The organism is Vibrio sp. S457-15, assembly GCF_000960545.1.
GTDB classification, from domain to species: domain Bacteria; phylum Pseudomonadota; class Gammaproteobacteria; order Enterobacterales; family Vibrionaceae; genus Vibrio; species Vibrio parahaemolyticus.
In genome coordinates this window covers 107,097-123,650 of record NZ_JYOQ01000005.1, presented here as the reverse complement: position 1 = coordinate 123,650, position 16,554 = coordinate 107,097, and the positions used below count along the sequence as shown (strand labels likewise).

16 protein-coding genes are annotated in these 16,554 nt (G+C 46.2%); 8 read left to right on the top strand and 8 right to left on the bottom strand.

Annotated features, from left to right (window positions below):
- Positions 1–23 precede the first annotated feature (23 nt).
- Positions 24–413, top strand: a complete 390-nt coding sequence (locus UF05_RS00810; RefSeq protein ID WP_005478908.1) for a DUF2750 domain-containing protein — start codon at positions 24–26, stop codon at positions 411–413.
- Between the two features lie 79 nt (positions 414–492).
- Here UF05_RS00810 and UF05_RS00805 read toward each other — a convergent pair whose 3' ends face one another.
- From UF05_RS00805 to pspF, 6 genes are all read right to left on the bottom strand, one after another.
- On the bottom strand, positions 493–1,275 hold the full coding sequence (locus tag UF05_RS00805) for a peptide ABC transporter ATP-binding protein (RefSeq protein WP_005462331.1): 783 nt from the start codon (positions 1,273–1,275) through the stop codon (positions 493–495).
- Positions 1,272–2,267, bottom strand: coding sequence for a peptide ABC transporter ATP-binding protein (locus UF05_RS00800; RefSeq protein WP_005462378.1), 996 nt, complete (start codon positions 2,265–2,267; stop codon positions 1,272–1,274). Before UF05_RS00800 ends, UF05_RS00805 begins: the two co-directional genes overlap by 4 nt.
- The gene (locus tag UF05_RS00795; RefSeq protein WP_005462338.1) at positions 2,267–3,154 is read right to left on the bottom strand and encodes an ABC transporter permease subunit; all 888 of its coding nucleotides are present in this window, start codon (positions 3,152–3,154) and stop codon (positions 2,267–2,269) included. The genes UF05_RS00800 and UF05_RS00795 overlap by 1 nt, the downstream gene beginning before the upstream one ends.
- Positions 3,141–4,103: an ABC transporter permease gene (locus UF05_RS00790; protein WP_005478933.1), complete on the bottom strand. Its 963-nt coding sequence runs from the start codon at positions 4,101–4,103 to the stop codon at positions 3,141–3,143. Before UF05_RS00790 ends, UF05_RS00795 begins: the two co-directional genes overlap by 14 nt.
- Positions 4,103–5,722, bottom strand: a complete 1,620-nt coding sequence (gene sapA, locus UF05_RS00785) for an ABC transporter substrate-binding protein SapA (RefSeq protein WP_005462340.1) — start codon at positions 5,720–5,722, stop codon at positions 4,103–4,105. Before sapA ends, UF05_RS00790 begins: the two co-directional genes overlap by 1 nt.
- A 226-nt stretch (positions 5,723–5,948) precedes the next feature.
- Positions 5,949–6,959 carry a phage shock protein operon transcriptional activator gene (gene pspF / locus UF05_RS00780; protein WP_025521290.1) on the bottom strand — a complete coding sequence of 337 codons (1,011 nt, stop codon included), beginning with the start codon at positions 6,957–6,959 and terminating at the stop codon, positions 5,949–5,951.
- Between the two features lie 232 nt (positions 6,960–7,191).
- On the opposite strand from pspF, the gene pspA reads away from it, so the two are divergent.
- The 7 genes from pspA (at position 7,192) to UF05_RS00745 (ending at position 14,514) form a co-directional block, all read left to right on the top strand.
- On the top strand, positions 7,192–7,863 hold the full coding sequence (pspA, locus tag UF05_RS00775) for a phage shock protein PspA (protein WP_025515743.1): 672 nt from the start codon (positions 7,192–7,194) through the stop codon (positions 7,861–7,863).
- A 14-nt stretch (positions 7,864–7,877) separates the two neighbouring features.
- The gene (gene pspB, locus UF05_RS00770) at positions 7,878–8,111 is read left to right on the top strand and encodes an envelope stress response membrane protein PspB (RefSeq protein WP_005462365.1); all 234 of its coding nucleotides are present in this window, start codon (positions 7,878–7,880) and stop codon (positions 8,109–8,111) included.
- Positions 8,104–8,493: an envelope stress response membrane protein PspC gene (pspC, locus tag UF05_RS00765; protein ID WP_021485402.1), complete on the top strand. Its 390-nt coding sequence runs from the start codon at positions 8,104–8,106 to the stop codon at positions 8,491–8,493. The genes pspB and pspC overlap by 8 nt, the downstream gene beginning before the upstream one ends.
- 161 nt (positions 8,494–8,654) lie before the next feature.
- Positions 8,655–9,686: an efflux RND transporter periplasmic adaptor subunit VmeG gene (gene vmeG / locus UF05_RS00760; protein WP_031854080.1), complete on the top strand. Its 1,032-nt coding sequence runs from the start codon at positions 8,655–8,657 to the stop codon at positions 9,684–9,686.
- 1 nt (position 9,687) lies between these two features.
- The gene (gene vmeH / locus UF05_RS00755; protein ID WP_021453990.1) at positions 9,688–10,773 is read left to right on the top strand and encodes an efflux RND transporter periplasmic adaptor subunit VmeH; all 1,086 of its coding nucleotides are present in this window, start codon (positions 9,688–9,690) and stop codon (positions 10,771–10,773) included.
- Positions 10,770–13,871, top strand: coding sequence for an efflux RND transporter permease subunit VmeI (vmeI, locus tag UF05_RS00750; RefSeq protein ID WP_005462306.1), 3,102 nt, complete (start codon positions 10,770–10,772; stop codon positions 13,869–13,871). The genes vmeH and vmeI overlap by 4 nt, the downstream gene beginning before the upstream one ends.
- Positions 13,872–13,947: 76 nt before the next feature.
- Positions 13,948–14,514, top strand: a complete 567-nt coding sequence (locus UF05_RS00745; protein WP_021822793.1) for a DNA-3-methyladenine glycosylase I — start codon at positions 13,948–13,950, stop codon at positions 14,512–14,514.
- A 33-nt stretch (positions 14,515–14,547) separates the two neighbouring features.
- Here UF05_RS00745 and UF05_RS00740 read toward each other — a convergent pair whose 3' ends face one another.
- Together UF05_RS00740 and UF05_RS00735 are read right to left on the bottom strand one after the other, a co-directional pair.
- Complete coding sequence (locus UF05_RS00740) at positions 14,548–15,399, bottom strand: lipase secretion chaperone (RefSeq protein WP_045546127.1); 852 nt, start codon at positions 15,397–15,399, stop codon at positions 14,548–14,550.
- Between the two features lie 12 nt (positions 15,400–15,411).
- Positions 15,412–16,341, bottom strand: a complete 930-nt coding sequence (locus tag UF05_RS00735; RefSeq protein WP_045546126.1) for an esterase/lipase family protein — start codon at positions 16,339–16,341, stop codon at positions 15,412–15,414.
- Between the last annotated feature and the right edge of the window lie 213 nt (positions 16,342–16,554).

Below are 16,554 nucleotides of genomic sequence, written 5' to 3'. Positions count from 1 at the left end.
TCTATGGGAAACAGGAGACTGATATGTCTGAGCAACTCACCCAAGAACAAATCGATACGATTAATCGCTACAACGAAGAGCAGCGCCTAAAGTATTGTGTCAAAGAGATTGTCGCGAATCGTAAAGTTTGGATTCTTAAAGACGAGCACGGCTGTGTCATGTTAAACACAGAAGACGATGATTGCGTTCCTGTGTGGCCAAATGAAGAATTTGCCAAGCAGTGGGCAACGGGTGACTGGGAAGAGTGTGAACCAGAAGCGATCTCTCTTAACAAATGGCATAGCCGTTGGACTACTGGCCTAGAAGATGATGAGCTATCGGTTGTTGTATTCCCGAATCAAAACGAAGAAGGCGTGGTGTTGTTTCCTGACGAGTTTGATTTCGAACTGCGTAAACAAGCAAGCCGTCGTTAATCTGCCTTTACTCGCTTCACCCAATAGAAAAAGCCTGCATGAAAGCAGGCTTTTTGTTTTTCGTGAGCTGTCTGTCTGTTTAGTGGCTTGGCGCTTTGTAGAAATGGCTTTCTACCAAGCGCTGGGTAATCGCATGTTCTGGATTAGTAAGGACTTGGTTTGTCTCTCCAAACTCAACCACTTCGCCTTCGTGCATTACCATCACTTTGTCGGTGATGTGTTTTACGATACCGATATGCTGAGACACGTACACAAACGACAAGCCCATCTCTTCTTGCAGCTCCAAGAACAAGTTGATGATCTGTGAGCGCATCGCCATATCCAAACCGTTTAGCGCTTCATCCGCCACAATGATTGATGGCTGAAGGATGAGTGCACGAGCCAAACAGACACGCTGTTTTTGACCAGCAGCAAGCATTTGAGGATAGAAGTAGGCGTGCTCCGGCAGAAGCCCCACGCGAAGCAACGTCTCTTTCACACGTTTCATTCGTGCATCTGGCGGCATGTTGGTGTTTCGTTTCAACGGACCTTCCAAGATTCGTCCAATTTGAATCCGAGGGTTCAATGACGTGTTTGGGTCTTGGAAAATCATGCGAATCAACTTACATCGCGTTGCGTAATCTTTGTGTTCTAAACGCTCACCATTGACTCGGATCTCACCAGAGCTCGGTTCAACAACGCCTGCGAGCATACGTGCAAGTGTTGATTTACCGGAGCCATTCTGGCCAATAAAGCCAATAGTTTGCCCCGGTTCTAGCGTAAAGCTCACGGGTTTAACCGCTTCATTAACTTGACGTCTGAACAGTCGAGAACGCGTGACAAACTGCTTCGATAAGTTATCGACTTCGAGTAACGCACTCATGACTTCTTCTCCGTGTTCAATGGAAAGTGACAGTTAAACTTATGGTTTTTAATGCGTCGCGTGTGTGGAATTTCAACACACTGTTTTTGCGCGTACGGACAACGTGGCCCTAATCGACAACCAATTGGCAGGTGCTGCAAAGGAGGGATAGACCCAGGTAGCGATTGCAGTTTCTGCTTGTGCGGTACCCAATCATTAAAATCTGGCATCGCTTTTAGCAGCGCGTCAGTGTAAGGGTGTTTAGGTGCTTCGATGATTTTGTCGGTGTCGGCAGATTCAACCGACTGACCACAGTACATGACGGTAATTCGGCTTGCCCATTGCGTGATGGTAGCCAAGTCGTGACCGATCAGCAAAATAGTGGTGTTGTTGAGCTGGTTCATTCGGCTCAACAAACGCAGAATCTGCGATTGAGTGATGGGGTCCAAGTCGTTAGTTGGTTCGTCAGCAATCAACAATTTAGGTTTGGTTGCGATGGCCATGGCGATCATGACTTTTTGACATTCACCATCTGTTAGCTCGTACGGGTAGCTGCCCATCAAGCGTTTGTGATCTTTGATACCAACTTTGTGCAGTAGCGCAATGGCCTGTTTTTTACGCCATTTGAATCGCTCCCACCACTTGCCTTCAAAGGCGCGAGAGGGGATAGACTCAATCAATTGACGTCCTACTTCTTCGGAAGGGTCCAAACAGGTTGAGGGTTCTTGGAAGATCATCGCGATATCGCGGGCAATGACGCGTCGACGCTCTTTCGGCGTAAGCTGTAAAAGGTCGATGTTACCCAAGCGCATTCGGTCCGCGGTGATTCGCCAGTTGTCCTTACAAACCCCCACGATCGCTTTCGCAACTAAGCTTTTACCTGAGCCAGACTCGCCCACCAAGCCTCGGATTTCACCTTCGTTGAGCGTTAGGCTCATTCGGTCGACGGCTTTCACCATCCCTTGTGGTGTTTCGATCTCGATAGTCAGATGTCGAATATCTAATAACGGCATTATTCGATCCCCGCATTCAGCGCTTGGCGTACACCTTCACCTACTAAGTTTAAGATAATTACGGTGAACATGATGGTCAGACCCGGAAGCGTCACGGTCCATGGTGCGATGTAAATCAGCTCGACGGAATCACCCAAAATGGCACCCCATTCGGTACTCGGTGCTTGAGCACCCAAGCCAAGAAATCCAAGAGCTGTAATATCCAAAATGGCCGCCGACAGAGCGAGAGTAATCTCTGCTGCAATGACGGTTAAAATGTTTGGAAGAATCGAGCTCCACAGCAAGTAGAAGTCATTTGCGCCATCTAGGCGGGCTGCCATGATGTAATCTTTTTCTACCTCAGTATGCACGGCAATATACACCGAGCGAATAAAGCGTGGGATCAGAGCCAAACAAATCGCCAGCAAGATATTAAATTCACCAAAGCCAAGGAATGCCACAAAAATGATCGCGAGCAATAGCGATGGGATCGACATAACGGTGTCGAGAAGGTGGTTCAAAGTACTGGAAAGCAGACCTTTCGTCATCCCCGCCAGCACTCCGATAAAGCAACCTACGATGGTCGCAATCGCAGTAATGCCAACTGCTGCGCCAAAAGTCAGTTGAGAGCCCATGATCAAGCGCGACAGAATATCACGACCTAAGTCATCGGTTCCTAAAAAGTAATCGACGGTGCCCGCTGGTGCCCATGAAGGGGGAACGAGTAACTCACCAGATTGTGCTTGTGGATCAAACGGGGCAAGCCACGGAGCTAAAATGGTGATCAATACAATCAAGCCTAAACACCACAAGCCAAACATCGCTAACCCGTTAGCGCGGTAACTACGCCAAAATCGCTCAAACTGAGTTGGAATGCGTTCTTCCTGATAAACGTTATTTGTTAGCATACCATTCCTTTCTCACCAGAGGGTTGATCATGGCGCCAATCAAGTCCGAAAGGATATTGGCAGTTAATACGAGAGTCGCAAGCACCATTACTCCTGCTTGGATTGAGGCGTAATCTTGATTGGCAAGCGCATCCAGCAACCAGCGACCAATTCCCGGCCAGTTAAAGATCGACTCGGTGATGATTGCTAAAGTGATCATGCTAGATAGCTGAACCCCAACTTTTGGAATGATAGGCGGAATGGCGTTACGCATTACGTGCTGAGTGACGATCTCACGATTCGATAAACCTTTGATTCGGGCTGCGCGAATGTAGTTTTGGCTCATAACTTCTGCAACAGAAGCACGCATCAAACCAACAACTTGAGTCGTAGGTGCTAACGCCAGAACCAAACACGGCAGAACCATGTGCTCGATGACACTTTGCAGTGCGTGAGCTCGGTATTCACCTTTCGCCATAAAGGCGTCAATAATGGCAAACCCAGTCACATGGTCGATTTCGTACAGCAAGTCGTAGCGTCCTGCAACAGGGAAGATATGGTATTCCAACGAGAAGACCATGATCAGCAGTAGTGCCACCCAGAAAATCGGAGCAGAGTAACCCGACATCGAAAGAAACGAGATACCAGTGTCGAGCCACTTACCCTGTTTCATCCCTGCAATCGTACCAAGTGGGATACCGATTAAGAGCGAAACCAGAAAGGCGAAAAAGCACAATTCTAATGTGGCAGGAAAAACAACGGCGAGTTCGTCGTAAATCGCATTGCCGTTTTTGCTTAAACCAAAATCGAGCTGAGAAAGGTTAATTAAGTAGCTTTGCCAGCCAGACCAGAACTCCACATTTGCCCAATGTGAAAGCGGGTCAAGGCGCAGCAGAGAAAAGCCCACCAAAGTGAGAATCATCAAAGTGATGAAAAAGAGGTTAAATCGTCGAACGGTGTACCAAAACATCAGTGGATTCTCTCAACTCTATCAAACGGTTGGGCATTGAAAGGGCTCGATTTGAAGCCAGTTAATGACTTGTCGTGCACACGGAATTGAACCCCATGTGCCAACGGAATAACTGGAAACTCTTCATTCAAAATATTTTGCGCCTGACGATACAGGTTTAGGCGGTAACGTTGCTCTTGCGTCTCTAGCGCGAGATCCAGCAAAAAGTCGAAATCATCGTTACACCACATCGAAACATTAAGGCCCACTCGGTCTGATTCGCACGATAGTAAAGGACGGAAGAAGTTATCCGGATCGCCAGTATCGCCAATCCAGCCAGTAAGGAGCAAGTCGATATCGTTGATGTTTTCAAGATCCACTCGCTCGAAACGGTCGTCGGTGAGCAGAGTCAGCTTGATGCCGATATCGGCAAAGTTCGCCTGAATGAGCTCAGCAGTTTTGCGTGGACTTGGGTTGAATGCTCTTGGCTCTAGCGGCACCCACATCGACAGTTTTAGACCATCTTCGTATCCCGCTTCACGAAGTAGAGCGAGAGCGTAATTTCGGTCATAACGAATTTTCGCACTGTCTTTTTGATACGCCCAAGAGTTCGGCGGCAGCAATGTATAAGCTAGGGTTCCTGTACCGTAATAAACCGAATCCAAGATATTTTGACGATTGATCGCAAGGTTCAAAGCTTGGCGGACTCTTGGGTCGCGAAGTGCTGGAGTCTCGGTATTAATCGCAATAAAGGAAACGTTATTTGCTGGTGTTGCCGTCAACTCAAGGTTTTCATCTTCTTGAATGATTGGGATCTGGCTAGAGATAGGTGAAGACAAAACATCGCATTCATTGCGCAGCAACTTAGCTAACGTGCCAGTACCACGGTGTGAAATGTCGAACACTACCTGTTCCATTTTCGCTGGCGAGTTCCAGTAGTTCGGGTGACGTTCCAAGCGAATCAAATCGTTTACTTGATACTCTTTGAGCTGGTAAGGCCCTGAACCAATAGGGAGTTGGTCGATTTGCTCTTTGTTGTCTTTTGCCGCCAATTGTTGACCGTATTCTGCTGACAGTATTACCGCATGGCTGGTGGCGATGTTTGCCAAGAATGAAAAGTTTGGTTGCGCGAGTTTAAACGTCACTGTGTAATCATCGACAGCAATCACATCTTGCAATAGATTTTGAAAATCTAAACCAGCAAACCATGGATAAAAACCACCACCAACTTGATGAAAAGGATGGTCTACATCAATGATTCGCTTAAAGCTGAATACCACGTCTTTTGAATTTAACGGGCGAGTCGGAGAGAACCACGGTGTCGTTTGGAACTGAACGCCATGTTTGAGCTTGAATGTGTACTCAGTACCTTCCTTGTTCACAGACCAACTTTCCGCAATGCTTGCAATAGGTTGGTGTGTTTTAGGATCAAGCGTGAGTAATGTATCGTACAACTGAGGGCTTAACGCCTCGGCTGTAATACCACTGTCTATAAGCTGAGGATTAAATGTTGTTGGTTTACCTTGCCCACAAAACACAAAACCTGCTTGGCGAATATCGTTGTGATCGATTTCTTCACCACAGGCAGTCAGTAAGCTAATACCAATAAGGCTCAGCGATAATCTTATAAAAGCATTCATAATATGAAATGTTCATTGGATTTTGCTTGTTTCATTTGATCTTACTCGTCCAGAGCTCACAAGCGAAAATGATCTCGCTAATTTAACACCTTTGTGAACTCGCTCCAAACACAAAATCTTTTGCTGGTAGGGTGTTAGATCAAAATACGATGTCTATTTAACACTGTAGCCCGAATTTTGCAGACATGAGTTGCGCTATCTATGGCTAGTGGTGTTTTTGGTTGTGTTAACTTTGTCCGACTAAACCGTACTTTCTGACCATACCTCGTAGCTGGTGATAGCTTAATCCCAGCAATTCGGCTGCTTGTCGTTGGTTGAATTTTGCTTCTTCCAAGGCACGATTGAGAAGATTGATATCTTGCTCCTCTTGCCACTGTTTGTAGTCGAGAGGAAAGTGGATCGAAGTCGTTTGAGACGAGGCTTCTTCTTGAGGATCTTCGTTTGCCGCAGTATGACCAAGCGCATTGTTCCAACCAGTCGCAAAAGGGTTAAAAATCAGCTCATCAATCGGATCTGCATTTAGTCCGTGTTGATAGATAGCGCGCTCAATTACGTTTTTTAGCTCACGCACATTACCTGGCCACGAGTAATCGAGCAGGGCTTGTTGCGCTTGATGAGTGAAACCAACGAAGTATTCGAGTTGCAACTCTCGACACATTTTCATTGCGTAATGTTCGGCAAGCGACAGGATATCTTCTTTGCGTTCTCGCAATGGTGGCAACATGATAACGTCAAAGGCTAGACGATCGAGCAAGTCGGCACGGAAATCACCTTGCTCAGCCAGTCGTGGCAAATCTGCATTGGTAGCACACACTAAGCGCACATCCGCGTTAAGAGCGGTATGGCCACCGACGCGTTCGTATTCACCGTATTCAATCACTCTCAGCAGCTTCTCTTGCACAAGTAACGGCGCAGTTGCCAACTCATCCAAGAACAAGGTGCCACCTTCCGCACGTTCAAAACGGCCTTTATGTTTGCCTTTTGAACCAGTGAACGAGCCGGATTCATGGCCGAACAACTCGGAGTCAATCAAACCTTCGCTTAAGGTCGCACAGTTGAGAGAAAGAAGTGGCTTATCCCAACGTTTTGATAAGTAATGCAAACGTTGAGCGATCAGTTCTTTACCGGTACCTCGCTCACCAATAATGAGGACGGGACGTTCAATTGGGGCGAGTTGTGATACTTTATCCAATACAGCAAGAAAAGCGGGAGATTCACCAATAAGGTTTTGCTTCATAAAATCCTTCTTATTTTTGCTACCTAGCCTAATTTAAGCGCAGAGTTGGTGAATTTTACCAACTGTTGGTGAAAAACATCATAGCATAACGGTGTATAACAACAAGATTACTGATAACTTGTTGATTTTAATAGATTATAAAAGTTGGCATGGTACTTGTTATATATTCAGGTAGACACAAGGTGAATCACCACCTTGTCGAGTTTTAATAGGAAAAAAGAGGAGTTCCGTTATGGGTATTTTTTCTCGTTTTGCAGATATCGTTAACTCAAACATCAGTGCATTGCTAGACAAGGCGGAAGATCCTGAAAAAATGATCCGTCTTATCATTCAAGAAATGGAAGACACACTTGTAGAAGTGCGTACTAACTCGGCTAAAGCGATTGCAGACAAAAAAGAGCTGGCTCGTAAAGTTGAGACGCTAGAAGAGCAAATTGGCGAATGGGGTCAAAAAGCGAGCCTAGCGTTGGTTAAAGAGCGCGAAGATTTGGCGCGTGCAGCCCTAATTGAAAAGCAAAAACTTGAGCAAGTCGTAAAAGGTTTGCACACAGAGCAAACGCTGGTGGAAGAAACGATCAACAAGTTGACTGGTGAAATCGGTAAGCTTGAGAACAAAATCGCAGAAACACGTGCAAAGCAACAAGCACTAGCGATTCGTAATCAAACAGCGTCTAACCGTCGCGATGTTCAAAAGCATCTGCATACTAGCCGCACAAATGAAGCAATGGCGAAGTTCGATCAATATTCTCGTAAAATTGACGAAATGGAAGCGGAAGCCGATTTGTACGCTCAAACTGGGAATGCAAAATCGCTAGAGCAAGAGTTTGCAGAGCTTCAGGCTCAAGACGAAATTGAAAAAGAGTTGGCAAAACTGAAAGAACAGATGTCATCGCAAGATAAATAAGAGAGGAGCCATTTATGTCGGCATTTTTTTTAGTAGGACCAGTGATTGTCTTTTTAATCTTTGTCGCTCCACTATGGCTCTTCTTACACTATCGCAGTAAACGCAAAACGGATAGTGCACTGTCGAGCCAAGACTTAGAGCGCCTTCAGGTACTGTCTGAAAAAGCGGAAGCGATGCAGTCTCGAGTTGATACATTGGAGCGCATCTTAGATGCTGAGTCACCAACATGGAGACGTAAGTATGAATAATCGAGAACTGTATCGTGATCCAGTAAATGGCAAAATCTCCGGTGTTTGTGCCGGATTTGCCAACTACTTTGGTGCAGAAGTTTGGTTGATTCGTATTGTAGTGATTTCTGCTGCCCTATTAGGTGGTACATTCTTAGTGGTGTTAGCGTATGTCGCGATGGCATTTATGCTCGAAAAGCAACCCGTGAGATATTCTGAAAACATAAGAGAGCAGCAAGAGCATACGCTTAAAAGTAAGCCTTGGCAGAAAGGACAAAGTCCGGATCAATTACTCAGTGTTTTGGAAAGAGATTTTGACCGTCTTGATGGCAAAATTCGTAACATGGAAGCGTATGTGACGTCCGATACATTTAGGGTGAACCGAGAGTTCAGCAAACTCTAAACTTGATGCATCTATCAATGATTTAAATAAAGCAGGCGACAAGCCTGCTTTTTTGTCACAAATTACTAATTTTTAAGCATAATTAATCTTTTGTGCTCTGGAAGTTAATTCATAATTCATCTACTTTAAATGTAATCACTTACTTTTTATGGATGAATGTGATGAGAAAACTGCTCATTCCGATAGCCGTCACGGCTGCATTGTCGGGTTGTGGTAAAGAGCTTCCACCAGTTCCTGAGCCAGAATCTCGCCCCGCAAAACTTTTTACTGTTTCTGTTGGCAACGCACAATTTGAACGCCATTTCCCCGCCACCACAGAAGCCGGTGACAGAGCTGTACTCGCATTTCGTGTCCCTGGATTGCTTCAATCTATCGAAGTTAATGAAGGGCAAGTCGTTAAAAAAGGCGATGTGCTAGCAGTTCTTAACCCAGATGAATATTCCTTATTGGAAAAGCAAGCAAGAGCGAATTTTGCGTTAGCTGATGTTCAGTACAAGCGCTATAAAAAGCTGCGGAAAGACCAAGTGGTCTCTGAACAAGATTTTGATGAAGCGAAAGCCAATCATAACTCTGCTAAAGCCCAATGGGATCAAGCCAAAGCGAATTTGCGCTACACCCAACTCGTTGCTCCTTACGATGGCACCATTTCTTATCTTCCTGCCGAAAATCATGAATACGTTGCCGCCAAAGAAGGGGTGATGAACATTCAAACCAATCAGGTAATGAAGGTGATTTTTCAACTGCCTGACTATTTGCTCAACCGCTATACGCAAGGCGTGAATGTTTCAGCAAAAATGATATTCGACGCGTTTCCCGAACGCTCTTTCGATCTGACTTTCCAAGAAATTGACACCGAAGCCGACCCAAAAACAGGCAGCTATAAAGTGACGATGGTGATGGAAAGACCGCCAGAGCTAGGCATTCTTCCTGGTATGTCAGGCAATGCGTATCTCGTGTCACAAAACTCCGGAGCGACCAAAATTCCAGATTCTGCGCTCTTTGAAGAAAATGGAAAAACTTACGTTTGGCGCGTCGATGACCAAGGTGTGGTTGCGAGAGCCGACATTACGATGAATGACAACGGACAGATCTTGCAAGGGTTAGCGGATGGCGATCAAATCATTATCTCAGGCATTAATGTCATTGAGCCGGGAATCAAAGTCCGGGCTTGGGTGAAGGAGCGAGGGTTGTAGTATGAAAGGAATCATAACCTTAACCACGATTTTCGCGGCGCTTACTTTGACTGGTTGTGGTGAAAAAGGGCCAGAAAGAACCGTCGAAACTCCCAAAGTAAGAGTGGTTTCGCTGGAAGGTAATCGAGTTGATGACAATCTGTATTTTCCTGCTGTTGCGAACGCCGCGGACCGCTCTCATTTGAGTTTCCGTGTGGCGGGCGAAGTGAGTCGCGTGATGGTGCGAGAAGGGGATAAAGTGCAAAAAGGCGCTGTTATCGCCACCCTAGACCCAACGGATTATCAACTGGATGTCGATAATGCCACGGCGAGATTTTCTGTGGTCGACAGTCAATATCGCCGCTCTCGACCTTTGGTGGATAAAGGTTTGTTGGCGAAGTCGCAGTTTGATGAAATTGCTGCGCAGCGCCAAATCGCATTGGCGGAGTTGGAACTCGCTAAGTTGCGTTTATCGTTCACCACATTAAAAGCGCCGGTTGATGGCATCATTTCTCGGGTCAATATTGATCAATTTGAGAATGTTCAAGTTGGACAACACATCGTCAATATCCACAGTCTGGATCGCGTAGAAGTTCTGATTCAATTGCCAGATCGCTTGTACGTCAAACAGCCTCCTACAGAAGAAAGATTAACGGCAATTAATGCGGTGGTTCGTGTTCCTAGTGGCAACGAGTACAAGGCGACGGTTAAAGAGTTCACCACTGAACCTGACCCAACCACGGGAACGTTTACCGTGACGCTTTCTTTACCGATGCCAAAAGAGGAATACATCCTTGATGGCATGGCCGTTGAAGTGACCTCGAAAGATGAAAAAGTGGGTTTAGAGCTGAACGTTGGGATCAATGTGCCGATTGAGGCGATTTTCAATGCCGATGGAGACGAGCTTGGACGTGAGAACAAGTTTGTTTGGGTGCTGAATGACGACAGTACTATTTCACGAAAACAAATCCGAACCGGTAAAGCCTCTAAAACGTCGATTCAAGTGCTTGATGGATTAGCGCTTAACGACAAAGTGGTGGTTGCGGGCGTTTCGCGACTCAGAGATGGAATGAAAGTGGAAGTGGTTAAGCAGGAGGCTGGTTTATGAGCGAGCAAAATAAAGTGCCTCAAAGTGATGATGACGTAACTGGCATTGCGGCTTATTTCATTCGAAATCGCGTGATTAGCTGGATGGTGTCTTTGATCTTCTTGATTGGTGGTATTGCTGCCTTCTTCGGGTTGGGACGTTTAGAAGATCCGGCCTTTACCATCAAAGATGCGATGGTAGTGACGTCATACCCAGGTGCGACGCCGCAACAAGTGGAAGAAGAAGTGACGTACCCGCTGGAAAAAGCCATCCAGCAACTGACTTACGTTGACGAAGTGAACTCCATTTCCAACCGTGGTTTATCTCAGATCACCGTGACGATGAAAAACAACTATGGTCCCGATGATTTACCACAAATTTGGGATGAATTGCGTCGAAAAGTGAATGACTTAAAAGTCACGTTACCACCGGGTGTTAATGAGCCTCAGGTTATTGATGACTTCGGTGATGTGTACGGCATCTTGTTGGCAGTGACAGGGGATGGCTACAGCTATAAAGAGTTGCTGGATTATGTCGACTACTTACGCCGTGAGCTTGAACTGGTCGATGGCGTCAGCAAGGTTTCAGTCTCTGGTCAGCAGCAAGAGCAAGTCTTTATTGAAGTTTCGATGAAGAAGTTAAGCAGTATTGGTTTGTCGCCAAATACGGTTTTTAACTTGCTGTCCACGCAAAATATTGTGTCTGATGCTGGCGCTATTCGTATTGGTGATGAGTACATTCGAATTCAGCCTACGGGTGAGTTCCAAAGCGTTGATGAGTTAGGGGATCTGTTGATCACCGAATCTGGTGCGCAAGGGCTTATCTTCCTCAAAGACGTAGCAGAAATTAAACGTGGCTATGTTGAAGTGCCGAGTAACATCATCAACTTTAACGGCAGCTTAGCGCTGAACGTCGGTGTGTCGTTTGCTCAAGGTGTCAACGTGGTTGAAGTCGGTAAGGCCTTTGATCGTCGCCTTGCCGAGTTGAAGTACCAACAACCGGTTGGTGTCGAGATCTCGGAGATTTACAGCCAACCGAAAGAGGTAGATAAATCGGTCAGCGGCTTTGTGATCAGTTTGGCGCAGGCAGTTGGCATCGTAATTATCGTATTGCTGTTCTTTATGGGGCTGCGCTCGGGTCTATTGATAGGCCTGATCTTGCTACTCACGGTTTTAGGTACGTTCATCTTCATGAAATATCTCGCGATTGACTTGCAGCGCATCTCTCTGGGTGCGTTGGTTATCGCACTCGGTATGTTGGTGGATAATGCCATCGTGGTGGTGGAAGGGATATTAATCGGCACTCAAAAAGGGCGAACGCGATTACAAGCCGCGACGGATATCGTCACTCAAACCAAATGGCCGCTATTGGGTGCAACTGTAATTGCGGTAACGGCATTTGCGCCAATTGGTTTGTCTGAAGACTCCACGGGTGAGTACTGTGGCACCTTGTTTACGGTGCTGCTGATTTCCCTCATGCTGAGTTGGTTTACCGCTATTTCTCTAACGCCGTTCTTTGCCGATATTTTCTTTAAGGGACAGAAAATCAAGCAAGGTGAAGGTGAGGAAAACGACCCATATAACGGCATTATTTTTGTGGCATATAAAAAGTTTTTAGAGTTTTGTATGCGTCGCGCGTGGTTAACGGTCGTAGTTTTGATTGTTGGGCTTGGTGCAAGTGTTTATGGGTTTACCTTGGTAAAACAATCGTTTTTCCCATCTTCAACCACGCCAATTTTCCAATTGGATGTGTGGCTACCGGAAGGTACAGATATTCGTGCGACTAACGATAAGCTAAAAGAACTGGAATCTTGGCTTGCTGAGCAAGAGCACGTTGATCACATCACAACAACTGCGGGTAAAGGTCTGCAACGCTTTATGCTGACGTATGCTCCGGAAAAAAGCTATGCCGCTTATGGTGAAATCACTACGCGAGTTGATAACTACGAAGCGCTTGCGCCGTTAATGGCACGGTTTAGGGATCACCTAAAAGCCAACTATCCAGAGATCAATTACAAGCTCAAACAGATTGAATTGGGCCCTGGTGGTGGCGCGAAAATTGAAGCGCGTATTATCGGCTCTGATCCAACGGTGCTTCGCACGATTGCGGCGCAAGTAATGGATATCATGTACGCCGATCCGGGCGCGACCAATATTCGCCACGATTGGCGTGAGCGTACTCAAGTGCTTGAGCCTCAGTTCAACGAAAGCCAAGCGCGTCGTTACGGTATCACTAAATCTGATGTGGATGATTTCTTGTCGATGTCGTTCTCGGGAATGACGATAGGTCTTTACCGCGACGGTACTACGTTGATGCCGATTGTGGCGCGTTTACCAGAAGACGAGCGTATCGATATTCGTAACATCGAAGGCATGAAAATTTGGAGCCCTGCGCAGAGTGAGTTTATCCCACTCCAGCAAGTCACAATGGGTTACGACATGCGTTGGGAAGACCCTATCATCGTGCGTAAGAACCGTAAGCGTATGCTTACTGTGATGGCGGACCCTGATATTCTCGGTGAAGAAACCGCATCGACGTTGCAAAAACGCCTACAGCCGCAAATCGAAGCGATTCAAATGCCACCTGGCTATTCTTTAGAATGGGGTGGTGAGTACGAGTCTTCAGGTGATGCTCAAGAGTCTCTGTTCACAACGATGCCAATGGGCTACTTGTTCATGTTCTTGATCACCGTGTTCCTATTCAACTCGATTAAAGAACCGCTGATTGTTTGGCTCACTGTGCCACTGGCATTGATTGGTGTGACCACTGGCTTGTTGGCACTCAATACGCCGTTTGGCTTTATGGCGTTGCTGGGCTTTTTGAGCTTATCTGGTATGGTACTCAAAAACGGCATTGTTCTGCTCGACCAAATTGAAATTGAGATGAAGTCGGGGAAAGAGGCGTATGACGCAGTGGTTGATGCGGCAGTCAGTCGTGTTCGCCCAGTGTGTATGGCAGCGATTACCACCATTTTGGGTATGATTCCTCTTCTACCTGATATCTTCTTTAAACCGATGGCGGTAACGATTATGTTTGGTTTAGGTTTTGCCACCATCCTGACACTTATTGTCGTGCCAGTGTTGTATCGTCTGTTCCATAAAGTGTCGGTGCCGAAATAGGCTTAATGTAAAGTAACGATGTAAAGTTCAGCGCCTCTAGCTGGTGAGTTAGAGGCGCTTTTTATAAGGACGAAAAATGACAGAACACAAAACGTGCGCGTGGGCGATGAACCACCCTCTAGAGCGCGAATATCACGATGCAGAGTGGGGCGTTCCGGTTTATGACGACAAAGTGTTGTTCGAATTTATTACGTTGGAAGGTGCGCAAGCAGGATTGAGTTGGATTACGATTCTGAAAAAACGTGAAGGATACCGAGAAGCGTTTGAAAACTATGATTTGGACGCGTTGGAACAGAGAAATGAAGAGCGTGCCGAGTTCATCGTCGAAAACTTCGATGTAGTGAAGCATCGCGGCAAAATCAATTCGGTATTTAGCAACGCTAAAGCAGCCAAAGCACTTATTGCTGAATATGGCAGCTTATCAGAGGCGTTGTGGCAGTTTGTCGATGGCAAGCCTGTGGTAAATCAGTGGCATGAAATGAGTGACGTACCTGCTTCGACAGAACAGTCCAAAGCCATGAGCAAGTTTCTCAAAAAGAAAGGCTTTAAGTTTGTCGGTGAAACCATCTGTTATGCCTTTATGCAAGCCGTTGGCATGGTGGATGACCACATCGTTGGATGCCCTAAAAAACAAAACCAGTAACGTTTCGTTTATATAATTGTTCAGTTTATACAGCTAGTTCTGGCTGTCATGAATACGTTCCAAGGCTTCGATACGGCGCCATTGAGTTGTCTCGAAGCTTTGCTTCCTTAAGTTGGCAATTTCTAACTGCTTCTCTTCGCGACCCAAAAACTCATCATCAAGAATATCTGCACGTTTTTCTAGGTAATTTGTTAGCTCTGTTTCAAACATTGCTCGTTGTTCATCCAATGTTTGCAGCCTTTGCGCGCCTTCTTCTCCTACCAGCTCGACGCGAGCGAGATACTTATCCTGTGAGCTGAGTAATGCGGTTTGGTCGAGTTGCCTCGTTAAGGCATTGTTGCGTTCACTTTGCTTGATGTACTCAGGTTGTTCAGATAACGCTTGGTTGAGTAGTAGTTGCTGAGAATCAGAGTCTTGCTCGTACGTTTTAATCGCCAGTTTCTCTATTGCGAGTTGGCGTAGTCGATTTTCTTCATCAAATAGTTGGGAAATATGTTGATCGTTAAAGTATTCAAGTTGCAAATTTAGAATGGCTTCATTCAGCCGTTGCAGTTGGTTTAACGACAACGTCGTATCTTCAAGTGGTTCTAATTTAGAAAGCGCCCGTTTGTACGCGAGATAGGTTTGAAACAACTCAACATCAATGCCTAGTGAGTTTTGCTGCGAGATACTTTCTTCAACATTTTCTTGGATTTCTTCAAGGCTATGTTCCCCCAAGCCACTTAATGAGTACTCAAAAAAGTCTTTCTGAGAGGAGAGGTCGATAGTAGTGTCATGTTGCGATTGAGCCATCTTGGATTGTGGTGAGTCCGATACGTAGAGGGAAGCCGCTCCCACACCGAGAAGCGAAAGAATGCGCACAGCGATAAGAGCGACTTTCTTCATACGGAACTCCTGTTACAGACCTTGCAGTTTCAAACGATTCGCATGCTGGCGATACAGCGTGACGGGGTCGGTTTCAAAAAGATGGTGGATACCGAGTAAACCGTTTATTTCGTCCAAGTGATTCATTTTGTAATCATCACGAATGACTTTTCCTAAATGAGTGCTGCATGCGCCAACGAGCCCATCGTTTGGCCCATCGAATGCCAAGCCGAGTACCATCATGGCTGCGTCTGTCGGATCGAAAACGTTGGAAAAAGTGGATGATCCGGTCCATGAGTAGTAATACACGCCGTTTGGTGCCAGTAAATCACCGTCGCCACATTCGCTGGTTGGAGTACCTTCAGGGTAGTGTTGGTTAAAAGCTAGCGAGCCTTCCGTCGTTAATGCGGCTAACGAAGCCAGTGGATCTTGATCAAGATCTGAACCACCTGAAAGCAGATTGATCAGAGTGGTTAACCCCTGCGCGAGTTTAACGGCTAACTGTTCTGTCCCCGATCCTTCTGGAACGGTGCCGCGTACTAAGTCTGCGACTTTTGAGCCTTTGTTCACTCCGCCGATACTGGTGACAGAAGCCACTAAATCAGGGCGTACAGAGGCTACATAACGCGCTGTTGGGCCACCATGGCTGTGACCAATGAGGTTCACTTTGCTAGCACCTGTGGCGGCGAGTAAGGTTTCGACTTGAGAAAGAAGCTGCTCACCGCGGGCTTCGCTACTGTTTGTCGCAGAAACTTGTGCCACATAAACTGTAGCGCCATCTTTGGTTAATGAGTGAGGGATACCAAAGAAATAATCCACGCCAGCCAGCGAGTCAAAGCCGAACAAACCATGAACCAACACAATGGGGTATTTGGTTTGCGTATAGCCAGTGGCGGCGTTGGCTGAAGCAATCGGCAGGGTAATTAGAGTAAAAAGCAACACTGCTATGAGTTTGAGTTTCAAAGTTATCTCCTTGTGGTATGACCTCTTATGAGTGATAAAAGGTAGGAGACAAATTGAGAAGATGGGAAGTCTTCATGTAGCACATGTTTTTATTCTGTGATTGCTCAAATGAAAAACAACACAAATGATGAACATTGAAGGAGAGGAAGAAGGGAGGCGGTAGATCTCCAGTTATTTCATTAGCTTATAAAAAAGCCCTGCTGAGCAGGGCGA

Excerpts from the sequence above, each read along its gene's own strand:
- sapA (WP_005462340.1), bottom strand. The coding sequence starts at position 5,722 with ATGAATGCTTTTATAAGATTATCGCTGAGCCTTATTGGTATTAGCTTA.
- pspB (WP_005462365.1), top strand. The coding sequence starts at position 7,878 with ATGTCGGCATTTTTTTTAGTAGGACCAGTGATTGTCTTTTTAATCTTT.
- vmeH (WP_021453990.1), top strand. The coding sequence starts at position 9,688 with ATGAAAGGAATCATAACCTTAACCACGATTTTCGCGGCGCTTACTTTG.
- UF05_RS00810 (WP_005478908.1), top strand. The coding sequence starts at position 24 with ATGTCTGAGCAACTCACCCAAGAACAAATCGATACGATTAATCGCTAC.
- vmeI (WP_005462306.1), top strand. The coding sequence starts at position 10,770 with ATGAGCGAGCAAAATAAAGTGCCTCAAAGTGATGATGACGTAACTGGC.
- pspF (WP_025521290.1), bottom strand. The coding sequence starts at position 6,959 with ATGAAGCAAAACCTTATTGGTGAATCTCCCGCTTTTCTTGCTGTATTG.
- UF05_RS00790 (WP_005478933.1), bottom strand. The coding sequence starts at position 4,103 with ATGTTTTGGTACACCGTTCGACGATTTAACCTCTTTTTCATCACTTTG.
- vmeG (WP_031854080.1), top strand. The coding sequence starts at position 8,655 with ATGAGAAAACTGCTCATTCCGATAGCCGTCACGGCTGCATTGTCGGGT.
- pspC (WP_021485402.1), top strand. The coding sequence starts at position 8,104 with ATGAATAATCGAGAACTGTATCGTGATCCAGTAAATGGCAAAATCTCC.
- UF05_RS00800 (WP_005462378.1), bottom strand. The coding sequence starts at position 2,267 with ATGCCGTTATTAGATATTCGACATCTGACTATCGAGATCGAAACACCA.
- pspA (WP_025515743.1), top strand. The coding sequence starts at position 7,192 with ATGGGTATTTTTTCTCGTTTTGCAGATATCGTTAACTCAAACATCAGT.
- UF05_RS00805 (WP_005462331.1), bottom strand. The coding sequence starts at position 1,275 with ATGAGTGCGTTACTCGAAGTCGATAACTTATCGAAGCAGTTTGTCACG.
- UF05_RS00740 (WP_045546127.1), bottom strand. The coding sequence starts at position 15,399 with ATGAAGAAAGTCGCTCTTATCGCTGTGCGCATTCTTTCGCTTCTCGGT.
- UF05_RS00745 (WP_021822793.1), top strand. The coding sequence starts at position 13,948 with ATGACAGAACACAAAACGTGCGCGTGGGCGATGAACCACCCTCTAGAG.
- UF05_RS00795 (WP_005462338.1), bottom strand. The coding sequence starts at position 3,154 with ATGCTAACAAATAACGTTTATCAGGAAGAACGCATTCCAACTCAGTTT.